This window comes from Pseudomonas sp. M5 (assembly GCF_016907075.1).
GTDB lineage: Bacteria > Pseudomonadota > Gammaproteobacteria > Pseudomonadales > Pseudomonadaceae > Aquipseudomonas > Aquipseudomonas putida_E.
In genome coordinates this window covers 4,057,647-4,071,857 of record NZ_JAFBBH010000001.1, presented here as the reverse complement: position 1 = coordinate 4,071,857, position 14,211 = coordinate 4,057,647, and the positions used below count along the sequence as shown (strand labels likewise).

The 14,211-nt window shown below is 61.4% G+C and carries 10 protein-coding genes and 1 pseudogene; 4 read left to right on the top strand and 7 right to left on the bottom strand.

What is annotated here, in order from left to right:
* The first annotated feature begins 79 nt into the window (after positions 1–79).
* Positions 80–1,444: a formimidoylglutamate deiminase gene (locus tag JOE27_RS18550; protein WP_119688143.1), complete on the top strand. Its 1,365-nt coding sequence runs from the start codon at positions 80–82 to the stop codon at positions 1,442–1,444.
* Positions 1,445–1,478: 34 nt separating this feature from the next.
* Here the strand turns inward: JOE27_RS18550 and JOE27_RS18545 are convergent, their stop codons facing one another.
* Together JOE27_RS18545 and bamE are read right to left on the bottom strand one after the other, a co-directional pair.
* Positions 1,479–2,051: a lipocalin family protein gene (locus JOE27_RS18545; RefSeq protein ID WP_115273394.1), complete on the bottom strand. Its 573-nt coding sequence runs from the start codon at positions 2,049–2,051 to the stop codon at positions 1,479–1,481.
* Positions 2,048–2,302 (bottom strand): outer membrane protein assembly factor BamE, encoded by a 255-nt coding sequence (bamE, locus tag JOE27_RS18540; RefSeq protein ID WP_012312368.1) that lies wholly within the window; start codon positions 2,300–2,302, stop codon positions 2,048–2,050. The genes JOE27_RS18545 and bamE overlap by 4 nt, the downstream gene beginning before the upstream one ends.
* 118 nt (positions 2,303–2,420) lie before the next feature.
* On the opposite strand from bamE, the pseudogene JOE27_RS18535 reads away from it, so the two are divergent.
* A pseudogene (locus JOE27_RS18535) lies at positions 2,421–3,674 on the top strand (methyl-accepting chemotaxis protein); the annotation flags it as partial.
* A 35-nt stretch (positions 3,675–3,709) separates the two neighbouring features.
* On the opposite strand, the gene JOE27_RS18530 reads toward JOE27_RS18535, so the two are convergent.
* The 3 genes from JOE27_RS18530 to JOE27_RS18520 all read right to left on the bottom strand — a co-directional run bounded on the left by JOE27_RS18530 (position 3,710) and on the right by JOE27_RS18520 (position 7,936).
* Positions 3,710–4,306, bottom strand: a complete 597-nt coding sequence (locus JOE27_RS18530) for a DUF924 family protein (protein ID WP_012312366.1) — start codon at positions 4,304–4,306, stop codon at positions 3,710–3,712.
* A 3-nt stretch (positions 4,307–4,309) separates the two neighbouring features.
* Positions 4,310–5,320, bottom strand: coding sequence for a class 1 fructose-bisphosphatase (locus tag JOE27_RS18525; RefSeq protein WP_012312365.1), 1,011 nt, complete (start codon positions 5,318–5,320; stop codon positions 4,310–4,312).
* A 165-nt stretch (positions 5,321–5,485) separates the two neighbouring features.
* Entirely contained in the window at positions 5,486–7,936 is a 2,451-nt protein-coding gene (locus JOE27_RS18520; RefSeq protein ID WP_204919428.1) for a glycogen/starch/alpha-glucan phosphorylase, read from the bottom strand.
* Positions 7,937–8,122: 186 nt separating this feature from the next.
* Here JOE27_RS18520 and JOE27_RS18515 point away from each other — a divergent pair, with 186 nt between their 5' ends.
* Positions 8,123–8,527, top strand: coding sequence for a YkgJ family cysteine cluster protein (locus JOE27_RS18515; protein WP_046784994.1), 405 nt, complete (start codon positions 8,123–8,125; stop codon positions 8,525–8,527).
* A gap of 151 nt (positions 8,528–8,678) precedes the next feature.
* Here the strand turns inward: JOE27_RS18515 and typA are convergent, their stop codons facing one another.
* The gene (typA, locus tag JOE27_RS18510; protein WP_046784993.1) at positions 8,679–10,499 is read right to left on the bottom strand and encodes a translational GTPase TypA; all 1,821 of its coding nucleotides are present in this window, start codon (positions 10,497–10,499) and stop codon (positions 8,679–8,681) included.
* A 126-nt stretch (positions 10,500–10,625) separates the two neighbouring features.
* The gene (gene thiI / locus JOE27_RS18505; RefSeq protein WP_039604090.1) at positions 10,626–12,080 is read right to left on the bottom strand and encodes a tRNA uracil 4-sulfurtransferase ThiI; all 1,455 of its coding nucleotides are present in this window, start codon (positions 12,078–12,080) and stop codon (positions 10,626–10,628) included.
* A gap of 471 nt (positions 12,081–12,551) precedes the next feature.
* Between thiI and glnA the strand changes: the two genes are divergently transcribed.
* Positions 12,552–13,958, top strand: coding sequence for a type I glutamate--ammonia ligase (gene glnA, locus JOE27_RS18500; protein WP_012312360.1), 1,407 nt, complete (start codon positions 12,552–12,554; stop codon positions 13,956–13,958).
* The last annotated feature ends 253 nt before the right edge of the window (positions 13,959–14,211 follow it).

Below are 14,211 nucleotides of genomic sequence, written 5' to 3'. Positions count from 1 at the left end.
GCGGTAGCTTGCCGCAGTTTACCCAGCAGGCAAACAACTGTATATGTATATACAAGTCAGCCATAACAGGATTTCACAGATGTCCGCCTACTTCGCCGAATGCGCCCTGCTGCCCGATGGTTGGGCCAGCGATGTCCGAATCGAGGTCGCCAGCGATGGCACAATGACCCACATCGAGTCCGGCGCTTCGGCCGACGGCGCCGAACGGCTGGCCGGGCCACTTCTGCCCGGCATGCCCAACCTGCACTCGCATGCCTTTCAACGCGCAATGGCCGGCCTGGCAGAAGTCGCGGGCAACCCCAACGACAGTTTCTGGACCTGGCGCGAACTGATGTATCGCCTGGTCGGCAAGATCACCCCGGAGCAACTGCAGGTCATCGCCCGCCAGCTGTACATCGAGATGCTCAAGGCCGGTTACACCTCGGTGGCCGAGTTCCACTACGTGCACCATGACCAGGCGGGCAAGGCCTATGCCGACCCAGCCGAGCTGTCCCGCCGCATCAGCGCGGCGGCGGCCAGCAGCGGTATCGGCCTGACCCTGCTGCCGGTGCTGTACAGCCATGCCGGCTTCGGTGGCCAGCCGCCCAGCGAGGGGCAGCGGCGCTTCATCAATTCCACCGAGCAGTACCTGCAATTGCACGCGCAACTCGCTGCGACAATCGCTGCACAACCCGCGCAGCAGCTGGGCTTGTGCTTCCACTCGCTGCGGGCGGTTACACCGGGGCAGATTGCCCAGGTACTGGCAGCGGGCAATCAGCAATGTCCGATTCATATTCATATCGCCGAGCAACAGAAGGAAGTCGACGACTGCCTGGCCTGGAGCGGCCTGCGCCCGCTGCAGTGGCTGTATGAGCATGTGCAGGTCGATGCGCGCTGGTGCCTGGTGCATGCCACCCACGCGCAGGCTGACGAAGTGGCGGCCATGGCCGGCAGTGGCGCGGTGGCCGGGCTGTGCCTGACCACCGAAGCCAACCTGGGTGACGGGATTTTCCCGGCAGTGGACTACCTGAGCCAGGGTGGCCGGATGGGTATCGGCTCTGACAGCCATGTATCGCTGAGCGTGGTCGAAGAGCTGCGTTGGCTCGAATATGGCCAGCGCCTTCGTGACCAGCGGCGCAACCGGCTTTATCGCGAAGATCAGCCGATGGTTGGCCGCACCCTGTATGACGCGGCACTGATGGGTGGGGCTCAGGCATTGGGGCAGCCCGTGGGTGAGCTGGCCGTGGGCAAACGTGCCGACTGGCTGGTGCTGGATGGGCAAGACCCGTATATCGCCACGGCCGACGAAGATGCAATTCTCAACCGCTGGCTGTTTGCCGGGAGCGACCGCCAGGTACGCGATGTGATGGTCAACGGGCAGTGGGTGGTGCGCCAGGGGCGCCACGGGCAAGAAGAGGAAAGCGCTCGGGCGTATGTCGAGGTGTTGCGACAGTTATTGGGCTGACGACAAAAGGGCCGCAAAGCGGCCCCCTAAGGCCTCAATGCATCTGCACGATCTGCTTGTCCGCCATGCGCCAGATCAAGCGGCTGGTGTCGTAGCCCTGTTGACGTGCCTTGGCCAGCAGGCTCTCGCGCTCCCATGCCGGCAGGGTCGGCGTACGCGACAGTATCCACAGGTACTTGCGGTCGGGGCTGCCGACAATGGCCGTGCGGTAGCGGTCGTCCACGTACAGGATCCAGTATTCGCCCTTGGTCAGGCCCGGTACCAGGCGGGTGAACCAGTTGTCGAACTCCACCCACAACCTGTCGGTATGCCCCGGCTGCTGGATGTTGGCATGCCCCTCGGCGCGCAGCCATTCGTCACCCATGGTGCGGCAGCGGCTCAGCACCCCGTACGAACCATCAGGCTTGAGGTTGTAATGCGCCTCGGACTGGGCGCATTCGCTCTGGTAAGGCATGGGCAAGCGCGCCAGCTCGTACCATTTGCCCTGGTAGCGCTTGAGGTCGATATCGCCGGCGGTCTTGGGTGCCAACGGGTCGTTGGCCGACGTGGCGCAGCCACCCAGCAGCATCACCAGGCACAACCCCAGCAGCAGGTGCAGACGCGTCATTTGAGGCCCTGCCCTGAATACATCAGTACTTTGTCAGCCGCATACTGCACGCTGATGAAGCTCTTTTCGTCCCCCCAGGTACAGCTGCTCATGCCCAGTGCGCCGGAGCACTCGGTGGGCGTGCCGAGCAGTTGCTCGACCTCGGCCTTGTTCATGCCGGCCTTGAGCTTGGAATAGTTTTCCTGATTGATCTTGCTGCACGCAGTCAGGATGACGCACAGGGACAACAGGGCGAGGGAACGCAACGACATGAAGGAACACTCCTGAAAGGTGGATGCAGGCGAGAGGCCTGCAGGGACCTTCGACGGGAAAAACGGTCCCTGGTTCCCTGACAGGCCTTTTTCGTTCTACACCGTTGGTCGGCAGGCGCTCAAGCCCTTGGCGGATGCCTACCCAGGCAACACGCCGCACATCAGCAGCGGCCTCAAGGAAGTCGAGCTGGATGGGCGCAAGCAGTTCATCAGTTTCACCCACGTCGACGGCGTGCCCTCAGCGGACTGGTACGTGGCCCTTGTGGTCGACCAGGACGCGGCATTCGCCATGCTCAGCGAGCTGCGTACCTCGGCCATCGTCGCGACGCTGATCGCGATACTGGTCATCATCGCCCTGCTCGGTCTGCTGATCCGCGTGTTGATGGAGCCCTTGCACCTGATGGGTCGCGCCATGCATGACATTGCCGAAGGCGAAGGTGACCTGACCCGGCGCGTGGCCATCCACGCGCCGGACGAGTTCGGCAGCCTTGGCCAGTCGTTCAACCGTTTCGTCGAGCGTATTCACGAATCGATCCGCGAAGTGGCCTCGGCCACTGGCCAAGTCAATGCGGTGGCCACGCAGGTGGTGAGCGCCTCGAATGCCTCGATCTACAACGCCGACCAGCAGTCCAGCCGCACCAACAGCGTGGCCGCGGCCATCAACCAGCTGGGTGCCGCAGCCCAGGAGATCGCCCAGAACGCAGCGCTGGCTTCGCAACACTCCAGTGAGGCACGCGGCCTGGCCGAAGACGGCCAGCAGGTGGTCGGGCGCACCATCGATGTGATGAACCAGCTGTCGGCGCGCATCAGCGATTCATGCGGCAACATCGAAACGCTCAATGCCCACACCGCCAACATCGGCCAGATTCTCGATGTGATCAGCGGCATTTCCCAGCAGACCAACCTGCTGGCCCTGAATGCCGCGATCGAGGCGGCCCGTGCCGGTGAAGCCGGCCGTGGTTTTGCCGTGGTCGCCGACGAAGTCCGCAACCTGGCGCACCGCACTCAGGAGTCGGCGCAGCAGGTCCAGCGCCTGATCGAGGAATTGCAGGCCGGTGCCCAGATGGCCGTCAGCACCATGAACCAGAGCCGTGAGCACAGCGACCAGAGCGTCGGGATTGCCAACCAGGCCGGTGAGCGCCTGGGCAGCGTGACCCAGCGTATTGGCGAAATCGATGGCATGAACCAGTCAGTGGCTACCGCTACCGAGGAGCAGACGGCGGTGGTCGAGTCGATCAATGTCGACATCACCGAGATCAATACGCTGAACCAGGAAGGAGTGCAGAACCTGCAGAGCACCTTGCGTGCCTGCACCGACCTTGAACACCAGGTCGAACGGTTGAAGCACCTGGTAGGGAGTTTCAGGACCTGAAACGAACGGGGCCGCTTTGCGGCCCCATTCATCACTCAAAACCTGGAGCCAGGCTCCAGCAAAAAGTCCATCTCTTCACTGGTGCTCGGCCGCTCCAGCAACAGATTGCGATGCGGGAAGCGCCCGAACCGGGCAATCACCCGCTGGTGCTGCTCGGCATAGTCGAGGAACCCTTCGAACAACCGACGGTTGGCCTCGGGCTGCTCATCCAGCAGCACCTGGTACCGCTCAACGCACAGGTTCTGCCAGTCCAGCACCTCGGCATGCTCCAGCACCAGCAGCACGAATACCCGCTGGATCGGCAGCAACTGGTAATCCCAGCCCTTCTGCAGCCCCTGCATGGCCACCACCTGGGCACGCCGGTCGCCCTCGAAAGCGCGCGGCGTGTCGCGGTAGATCATGCGCGGCAGCTGGTCCAGCAGTATCAACAGGCCGAGCCAGCCCTGAGGGCTTTGCTGCCACTCCTCGAGCCCACCCGCCAGGGCATGCTCGACGAGCTCGCCAAACAGCGCCTGGGCTTCGGCATCGTGATGCTTGCCGAACCACAGCGTGCTCTTCTCGTCAGCCACGGCCTGGGGACTGGTGCCCCAACCGAACCACCACTCCAGCAACGGCTGCCAAGGTGCGAGCATGATTTACTCCTTGTGATAGGCGGTGACGCGCTCGACCTCTTCCTTCGAGCCGAGAATCACCGATACACGCTGGTGCAGGCTCTCTGGCTTGATGTCGAGGATGCGTTCGTAACCGTTGGTAGAAGCGCCGCCGGCCTGCTCGATGATGAACGACATCGGGTTGGCTTCGTACATCAGGCGCAGCTTGCCCGGCTTGCTCGGCTCGCGGGCGTCGCGCGGGTACATGAACAGACCGCCACGGGTCAGGATACGGTGCACGTCGGCCACCATCGAGGCGATCCAGCGCATGTTGTAGTTCTTTTTCAGCGGCCCGGTCTCACCGGCCAGCAGCTCGCCCACGTAGCGCTGGACCGGGGCTTCCCAGTGGCGCTGGTTGGACATGTTGATGGCGAACTCGGCGGTGGTTGCCGGGACCTGGATGTTTTCGTGGGTCAGCACGAAGCTGCCCAGCTCACGGTCCAGGGTGAAACCCTTGACGCCGTTGCCCAGGGTCAGGATCAGCATGGTCTGCGGGCCATAGATGGCATAACCGGCGGCGACCTGCTCGGTACCTGGCTGCAGGAAGGCGTTTTCGTTCAGGGTTTCGTTCTGGCTCAGGTATTCGTTAGGGCAACGCAGTACCGAGAAGATGGTGCCGACCGAAACGTTGACGTCGATGTTCGACGAGCCGTCCAGCGGGTCGAAGACCAGCAGGTAGGCACCTTTGGGGTATCGGCCCGGGATCTGGTAGGCGTTGTCCATTTCCTCGGACGCCATGCCGGCCAGGTGGCCGCCCCACTCGTTGGCCTCGAGCAGGATATCGTTGGAAATCACGTCGAGCTTCTTCTGCACTTCGCCCTGCACGTTTTCAGTGCCCATGCTGCCCAGCACGCCGCCAAGGGCGCCCTTGGACACGTGATGGCTGATTTCCTTGCACGCACGCGCCACCACTTCGATCAGGAAGCGCAGATCGGCAGGGGTATTGTTGCTGCGGGTCTGCTCAATCAGATAGCGACTCAAGGTAACGCGGGACATGTATGGCTCCGAAAGGATGGGGGAGAAAAACCCCCGCAGTTTACAGGGAGAGTTCAATGCTAGCGAGTAAAGAGACACGCCTGGGCAGTCAGACGGCACAACAGGTCGGTAGTTCAGCGCTCACCAGGCCGATGGTCAGGTGGGGCCGCTGTGCGGCCCCAAGCCTCAATCCAGCACCTTCCAGATCTCGGTCGCATACTCGCGAATGGTCCGGTCCGAAGAGAACCACCCCATTCGCGCGGTGTTGAGCACCGCCATCCGCCACCACGCCTGCGGCGTATGCCACAACTCCTCCACCCGCCGCTGGGCATCCCAGTAAGCATCGAAGTCGGCACAGACCAGGAAGCGGTCGTAAGCCACCAGCCCGTCGATCAGCCCGGCATAGCGCGACGGATCATCGGGGGAGAACACGCCACTGCGGATCGCCTGCAGCACATCGTTCAAGCGGTGGGAGACGGCTATCGCGGCCACGGCACCAAAATCACCGTCACGCTTGCGCGCCTCCACCTGCTGCGCGGTCAGGCCGAAAATGAACATGTTGTCGGCACCCACCTGTTCGCACATCTCGACGTTGGCGCCATCGAGGGTACCAATGGTGAGTGCACCATTGAGCCCGAACTTCATGTTGCTGGTGCCCGACGCCTCGTAGCCGGCCGTGGAAATCTGCTCCGACAGGTCCGCCGCCGGGATGATGCTCTCGGCCAGGCTGACGTTGTAGTTGGGCAGGAACACCACCTTGAGCAGGCCGCGCACGGTAGGGTCGTTGTTGACCACCCGGGCGATGTCATTGGCCAGCTTGATGATCAGCTTGGCCTGGTGGTAGCTGGCTGCGGCCTTGCCGGCAAAGATCTTCACCCGCGGCACCCAGTTGGTGCCCGGGTCGTTACGGATGGCCTGGTACAGCGCCACGGTGTGCAGCAGATTGAGCAGCTGGCGCTTGTACTCGTGGATGCGCTTGACCTGCACATCGAACAGCGCCTCAGGGTTGACCGTAACGCCCACCCGCTCCTGGATGATGCTGGCCAACGCGCGCTTGCTGTGCAGGCGCTGCGCGGCGAACTGCTTGAGGAAGCCGCCCTTGTCGGCGAACGGCACCAGGTTGGCCAGGCGCCCTTGCGGGTCGTCAAGCAACTCTGGGCCCAGGGCATCCACCAGCATCGCCGTCAACTGCGGGTTGGACTGGTACAGCCAGCGGCGGAAGGTAATGCCGTTGGTCTTGTTGTTGATGCGCTGGGGGTAGAGCTTGTGCAACTCGGAGAACACCGTGCTTTTCATCAGCTTGCTGTGCAGCGCCGATACCCCGTTGACGCTGTGCGAGCCGAGAAACGCAAGGTTGCCCATGCGCACCCGGCGGCCGTTGTCTTCCTCGATCAGCGACACCGCCCGCAGCACGTCGAAGTCATGCAGGCCTTTCGCGCGCAGGGCATCGATATGGTAGGCATTGATCAGGTAGATGATCTGCATGTGCCGCGGCAGCATGCGCTCCATCAGGGCCACCGGCCACGTTTCCAGCGCTTCTGGCAGCAGCGTGTGGTTGGTGTAGGCCAGGGTGCCGACGGTCAGCTCCCAGGCTTTTTCCCACGGGATTTCATGCTGGTCGACCAACAGCCGCATCAATTCGGCCACGGCAATCGACGGGTGCGTGTCGTTGAGCTGGATGGCCGCAGCATCCGGCAGGTTGAGCAAGTCCTTGTGCATGTTCAGGTGGCGTCGCAGCAGGTCCTGCAGCGACGCCGAGACGAAGAAGTATTCCTGGCGCAGGCGCAGTTCCTGCCCCGCTTCTGTGCTGTCGGCCGGGTACAGCACCCGCGAGATGCTCTCGGCGCGAGCCACTTCGGCCACCGCGCCAAGGTGGTCGCCGGCATTGAAGCGCTCCAGGTGCAGCTCTTCCAGCGCCCGCGCACGCCACAGGCGCAAGGTGTTGACGCTGGAGCCCCGCCAGCCGACCACTGGCGTGTCGTAGGCCACCGCACGTACCGTCTCGCCCGGCCACCACACCTGACGTTGCTGACCATGGGTATCTTGCACCGTTTCGACGCTGCCGCCGAAACTGATCGGGTAGATCACCTCGGCGCGCTCGAACTCCCAAGGGTTGCCGAAATCCAGCCAATTTTCGGTCTGTTCCTGCTGCCATCCGTCGACCATGGCCTGGCGGAACAGCCCGTGCTCATAGCGGATGCCGTAGCCGTGGGCGGCGATGCCCAGCGTCGACATGCTCTCCATGAAACAGGCGGCCAGACGGCCCAGGCCACCATTGCCCAGTGCGGCGTCCGGTTCCAGCAGGCGGATGCGCTCCAGGTCCACGTCCAACCCCTCCAGCGCATCACGGGCGATGTCCAGCAGGCCAAGGTTGCTCAGGCTGTCGTAGAGCAGGCGCCCGATGAGAAACTCCAGAGAGAGGTAATAGACCCGTTTCTGGCTGCGCCGGTAGGCCTGACGGGTGTGATCCATCCAGTGATCGACCATGTGATCACGGGCAGCCAGGGCAATGGCCTCGAACCAGTCGTGGTCAAAGGCGTGCTCCGGGTCCTTGCCGACCGCGTAGGTCAGCTTGTCCAGTACAGCGGCGCGAAAGTCGGCCACCTCGGCGTCACGTGCTTTGGGTTCCTGGGACATGCGGCATCCTCGGGCAAATTGGCAAAAGCGGCGGGAGAGTGTTGAGACTAGACCCTTCGACAGGGAGTGACAGCCTCGGTTCGCAGTTTTCATGCCGGCTTGGCCAATCCGGCAAAAGGTTGTTCACAAATTGAACAACTCCGGTATGATCGCGCGCCCCAAGACCGTGATCCGCCACCTATAACGATGAAAACGACCCTGATTGCCGCAGCCGAAGTCGACCGCCTGGAAACCTGGCAGCGCTATGCCAGCCACATGTGCGGGGGCTGCCATTCGACCTGCTGCACCCTGCCTGTGGAAGTGAAGATCAAAGACCTGATCCGCATCGGCGTGGTGGATGAGTTCGAAAAGGACGAACCGCCGAAGAACGTGGCCAAACGCCTGCAGAAGGAAGGCATCATCGAACGCTTCAACCAGAAGTCGGGGATCTTCACCCTGACCCGGATGAGCAACGATGATTGCATGTATTTGGACCGCAAGAGCCGGCTGTGCACCATTTATGACAAGCGCCCGGATACTTGCCGGAACCACCCGAAGGTGGGGCCGCGGCCGGGGTATTGCGCTTACAAGCCCAAGGCGGCCACGCGCTGATCGTTGGCCTCACCGCCCCAAAATCGTTGCGCAAGGACCTGTGGAAGCCGGCTTGCCGGCGATGAGGCCGGTACAGCCGATACAAAAAGCCCAGACAAAAAAACGCCCCCGGCCTTTCGACCAGGGGCGTTTTCATTAAGCCTGAGCTAACTCAGTTCTTGGCTTTCTTGGCAGCGCGGGTACGCTCGCCTTCGTCCAGGATCTTCTTGCGCAGACGGATCGACTTCGGCGTGACTTCGCACAGCTCGTCGTCCTGGATGAATTCCAGAGCCTGTTCGAGGGTGTGACGAACCGGCGGAACCAGGGCGATGACTTCGTCTTTGCCCGAAGCACGCATGTTGTCGAGCTTCTTGCCCTTGGTCGGGTTCACGCCCAGGTCGTTGTCACGGCTGTTCAGGCCGATGATCTGACCGTTGTAGATCTCCTGGCCGTGCTCGACGAACAGCTTGCCGCGCGCCTGCAGGGTTTCCAGGGAGTAGGTCAGTGCCTTGCCGGTCTCGACCGAAACCAGTACGCCGTTGAGGCGGCCGGACATCTGGCCCGACTTCATGGTGTCGTAGCGATCGAAGATCGAGGTCAGGATGCCTGCGCCGTTGGTCAGGGTCAGGAACTGGTTACGGAAGCCGATCAGGCCACGGGCTGGAATGTTGTACTCCAGGCGAACACGGCCCTTGCCATCCGGAACCATATTGGTCAGGTCGCCTTTACGCAGGCCCATTTCTTCCATGACCTTGCCCTGGGATTCTTCAGGGATGTCGATGGTGACGTTCTCGAACGGTTCCTGCTTGACGCCACCGACTTCGCGGATGATCACTTCAGGACGGCCTACGGCCATCTCGAAGCCTTCACGGCGCATGGTTTCGATCAGTACCGACAGGTGCAGCTCACCACGGCCCGATACCTTGAACTTGTCAGGGGAATCGGTTTCCTGAACGCGCAGAGCAACGTTGTACAGCAGCTCTTTGTCCAGACGGTCCTTGATGTTACGGCTGGTGACGAACTTGCCTTCCTTGCCGCAGAACGGCGAGTCGTTGACCTGGAAGGTCATCGAAACGGTTGGCTCGTCAACGGTCAGCGGCTTCATCGCTTCGACGGCTGTCGGGTCGCAAAGGGTGTCGGAGATGAACAGCTCGTCGAAACCGCTGATGCAGACGATGTCGCCAGCCTGGGCTTCTTCGACGTCGATACGGTGCAGGCCGTGGTGGCCCATCAGCTTGAGGATACGGCCGTTACGCTTCTTGCCGTTGGTGTCGATGGCGACCACCGGAGTGTTCGGCTTCACGCGGCCACGGGCGATACGGCCAACGCCGATAACACCCAGGAAGCTGTTGTAGTCCAGTGCCGAGATCTGCATCTGGAACGGGCCTTCACGGTCAACGTCCGGCGCAGGTACGTTGTCGACGATCGACTGGTACAGCGGGGTCATGTCTTCGGCCATGGCGGTGTGGTCCAGACCGGCGATGCCGTTCAGGGCCGAGGCGTAGACCACTTTGAAGTCCAGCTGCTCGTCGGTAGCACCGAGGTTGTCGAACAGGTCGAAGATCTGGTCCAGAACCCAGTCAGGACGGGCGCCCGGACGGTCGACCTTGTTGATCACGACGATCGGCTTCAGGCCGGCTTCGAAGGCCTTCTTGGTCACGAAGCGGGTTTGCGGCATAGGGCCGTCCTGGGCGTCGACCAGCAGCAGCACGGAGTCGACCATGGACATTACACGCTCAACCTCGCCACCGAAGTCGGCGTGGCCGGGGGTGTCGACGATGTTGATGTGGTAGCCGTTCCAGTTGATGGCGGTGTTTTTCGCCAGAATGGTAATCCCGCGCTCTTTTTCCTGGTCGTTGGAGTCCATTACGCGCTCGTCGTTGAGCTCGTTACGTTCCAGGGTGCCGGACTGACGCAGGAGTTTGTCGACCAGGGTGGTTTTACCATGGTCAACGTGGGCGATGATGGCGATGTTACGCAGATTTTCGATCACAACTGTATCTCGATCAGAGGATTCGGTTGCCGCCAGTCTAGGCGGCCAATATGAAGGTAAAAGGCTCAGCGGGCCCGGCGGTCGGGAGGGCGATGGCGGATGCTGCCGCCATACAGCCCTGGGGTCTTATGCCGGACGATAAACACGCACATTGGCATGTCCCTCACTGAGCAGGTGGTGTGCGTGCAATCGGCTCATCACACCTTTGTCGCAATACAGCAAGTACTGGCGGGTTTCATCCAGCTGCTTGAACTTGCTGTTGATCGCGTAGAACGGCATCACCTGAACTTCGATACCCTCGAGCACCAAAGGCTCGTCTTCCTGGGCGTCAGGGTGACGGATGTCGATCACGATCTGGCCTGGCAGCGCTTCGCTTACTTCCTCGATTTCCACGTCCTTGCCCAGCTCGTCGATCACGTGGTCGATCGAGATGAACTTGGCACGTTCGAGGGCGCGCTCCAGCACGGCCATGTCGAACTGCTTCTCTTCATGCTCCATGCGGTGACGCTTGGCATGGGTGGTCGGGTTCACCGAGATCACGCCGCAATATTCAGGCATGTGCTTGGCGAAGTCGGCGGTGCCGATTTCGGTCGCCTGGTCGATGATGTCCTGCTTGTGGCTGGCCAGCAATGGGCGCAGCACCAGCTTGTCGGTGGCCGAGTCGATGATCGACAGGTTCGGCAGCGTCTGGCTGGACACCTGGGAAATCGCCTCGCCGGTGACCAGCGCATCGATTTCCAGACGATCGGCCATGCGCGCAGCGCCGCGCAGCATCATGCGCTTGAGGGTCACGCCCATGTAGCTGTTGTCGACCTTGTTGAGGATCTCGCCGACCACTTCTTCGAACGGCACGCTGATGAACAGCACGCGCTGGCTGCTGCCGTACTTTTTCCACAGGTAGTGGGCCACTTCCATCACGCCCAGTTCGTGGGCACGGCCGCCGAGGTTGAAGAAGCAGAAATGGGTCATCAGGCCGCGACGCATCATCTGGTAGGCCGCCACGGTGGAGTCGAAACCGCCGGACATCAGTACCAAGGTCTGCTCCAGGGCGCCCAGCGGGTAGCCGCCGATGCCTTGGTGCTGGTTGTGGATCACGTACAGGCGCTGGTTGCGGATTTCGATGCGCACCGTCACTTCAGGTTGCTTCAGCTCGATGCCAGCGGCGCCGCACTGCTGGCGCAACTGGCTGCCAACGTAGCGGTCGACGTCCATCGAGGTGAAGTCATGGTGGCCCCCGCGCTTGCAGCGCACGGCGAAATACTTGCCGGCCAGCAGGTGGCCGAAGTGCTGCTTGCACTTGGCGACGATATCGTCGAAGTCACCGAGCGGGTATTCCTCCACCTGCAGGAAGTGGGTAATGCCCGGGGTGCAGGTGAGCCGCTCGATCATCTCGCGCTGGACTTTTTCGTCTTCGACGCGGGTGACCACTTCGAGGTTGTCCCAGACACCATCGACCGCGAGCTCAGGGTCGAGGTCCTTGAGCACGTTGCGGATGTTCTTGCCGAGCTGGCGGATGAAGCGCTTGCGTACCGGCCGGCTCTTGATGGTGATTTCTGGGAAGACTTTGACGATAAGTTTCATTGGTTAACAGCGCGCGCAGGGCCTGCCGAAAAATGAGGGGCGCGAATTATATCGGAAATTGCTCAGGATTTGACCAACTTTTGTACAGAAGGTTGGATTTATATTGCCTGTACTGGCCTCATCGCCGGCAAGCCAGCATCTACAGGACGTCGGTAGGCCTCAAGACTGCGCTTAGGGTGTGGGAGCTGGCTTGCCAGCGATGAGGCCCTTAAAGGAAGCACACAACCCGATCTGTGCACGCTATTGGTGCACCCACAGCAAAAGCCGCCTCGTAAGGGTGCGTTTTTCCCCGCCAAACCGCCGCCAAATGCCCGCAAACGCCCCCTTTTATCCCGGCCTCGCCATTTTCGGGCACTGGCATGCAATTTGCTCCCTTGTGAGGCAGGTAAGCTTGGCCGACTATCCGCGCCCGGCAACACCCTTTTTTCCAGGGCAGCGGCCCACCGCGCTCTAGACCATCCGGAGGACAACATGTCGAAGTCGGTTCAACTCATCAAAGATCATGACGTCAAGTGGATTGATCTGCGTTTCACGGACACCAAAGGCACTCAGCATCACGTGACCATGCCAGCGCGTGATGGCCTGGACGAAGACTTCTTCGAAGTCGGCAAGATGTTCGACGGCTCCTCCATCGCTGGCTGGAAAGGCATCGAAGCCTCCGACATGATCCTGATGCCGGTCGACGATACCGCCGTACTGGACCCGTTCACCGAAGAGCCGACCCTGATCATCACCTGTGACATCGTCGACCCGTCGAGCATGCAGGGCTACGATCGCGACCCGCGTGCGATCGCCAAGCGCGCTGAAGAGTACCTCAAGAGCACCGGCATCGGTGACACCGTCTTCGCCGGCCCAGAGCCTGAGTTCTTCATCTTCGACGAAGTGAAGTTCCAGTCGGACATCTCCGGCTCGATGTTCAAGATCTTCTCCGAGCAAGGCTCGTGGATGACTGGCGCTGACGTAGAAGGCGGCAACAAAGGCCACCGTCCTGGCGTCAAAGGCGGCTACTTCCCGGTTCCGCCGTTCGACCACGACCACGAAATCCGTACTGCCATGTGCAACGCACTGGAAGAGATGGGCCAGACCGTCGAAGTTCACCACCACGAAGTGGCGACTGCCGGCCAGAACGAAATCGGCGTCAAGTTCAACACCCTGGTGAAGAAAGCTGACGAAGTACAGGCCCTGAAATATGTCGTGCACAACGTTGCCGACGCCTACGGCCGTACCGCCACCTTCATGCCAAAGCCACTGTACGGCGACAACGGCTCGGGCATGCACGTGCACATGTCGATCTGGAAAGACGGCAAGAACACCTTCGCGGGTGAAGGCTATGCCGGCCTGTCCGAAACCGCCCTGTACTTCATCGGCGGCATCATCAAGCACGGTAAGGCCCTGAACGGCTTCACCAACCCGTCGACCAACTCCTACAAGCGCCTGGTTCCAGGCTTCGAAGCCCCGGTAATGCTGGCCTACTCGGCACGCAACCGTTCCGCCTCGATCCGTATCCCTTACGTCGGCAGCCCTAAAGCCCGCCGTATCGAAGCGCGCTTCCCGGACCCATCGGCCAACCCGTACCTGGCTTTCGCGGCCCTGCTGATGGCTGGCCTGGACGGCATCCAGAACAAGATCCACCCAGGCGATGCTGCCGACAAGAACCTGTACGACCTGCCGCCTGAAGAGGCGAAAGATATCCCGCAAGTTTGCGGCAGCCTGAAAGAAGCTCTGGAAGAGCTGGATAAAGGCCGTGCGTTCCTGACCAAGGGCGGCGTGTTCTCCGACGACTTCATCGATGCCTTCATCGAACTGAAGAGCGAAGAAGAGATCAAGGTCCGTACCTTCGTGCACCCACTGGAATACGAGCTGTACTACAGCTGCTGATTTGATTGGCGCATTGCGCCGATGAAATCCCGGAAACGGCCTTCTCATGAAGGCCGTTTTTGTTTTTCCAGCCGTCCCGATCGGAAGCGCCCCAACACCTTGGCGCCATACGCCACGCGCACCGATGCTCTATATTGGTGCAATGCAACGTTGCCTGCCCCGCCCCGCACCCCAAAACAGGTCACGTTGAACGGCAAATCAGTGCATTTTGGTCCGAATAGGCGCAATTTCGGGGGTTTATAAAGCAATCCCG

What these genes read in the sequence shown, in the direction of transcription:
- JOE27_RS18550 (WP_119688143.1), top strand. Translation starts at nt 80, where the DNA reads ATGTCCGCCTACTTCGCCGAATGCGCCCTGCTGCCCGATGGTTGGGCC.
- JOE27_RS18545 (WP_115273394.1), bottom strand. Translation starts at nt 2,051, where the DNA reads ATGACGCGTCTGCACCTGCTGCTGGGGTTGTGCCTGGTGATGCTGCTG.
- bamE (WP_012312368.1), bottom strand. Translation starts at nt 2,302, where the DNA reads ATGTCGTTGCGTTCCCTCGCCCTGTTGTCCCTGTGCGTCATCCTGACT.
- JOE27_RS18530 (WP_012312366.1), bottom strand. Translation starts at nt 4,306, where the DNA reads ATGCTCGCACCTTGGCAGCCGTTGCTGGAGTGGTGGTTCGGTTGGGGC.
- JOE27_RS18525 (WP_012312365.1), bottom strand. Translation starts at nt 5,320, where the DNA reads ATGTCCCGCGTTACCTTGAGTCGCTATCTGATTGAGCAGACCCGCAGC.
- JOE27_RS18520 (WP_204919428.1), bottom strand. Translation starts at nt 7,936, where the DNA reads ATGTCCCAGGAACCCAAAGCACGTGACGCCGAGGTGGCCGACTTTCGC.
- JOE27_RS18515 (WP_046784994.1), top strand. Translation starts at nt 8,123, where the DNA reads ATGAAAACGACCCTGATTGCCGCAGCCGAAGTCGACCGCCTGGAAACC.
- thiI (WP_039604090.1), bottom strand. Translation starts at nt 12,080, where the DNA reads ATGAAACTTATCGTCAAAGTCTTCCCAGAAATCACCATCAAGAGCCGG.
- glnA (WP_012312360.1), top strand. Translation starts at nt 12,552, where the DNA reads ATGTCGAAGTCGGTTCAACTCATCAAAGATCATGACGTCAAGTGGATT.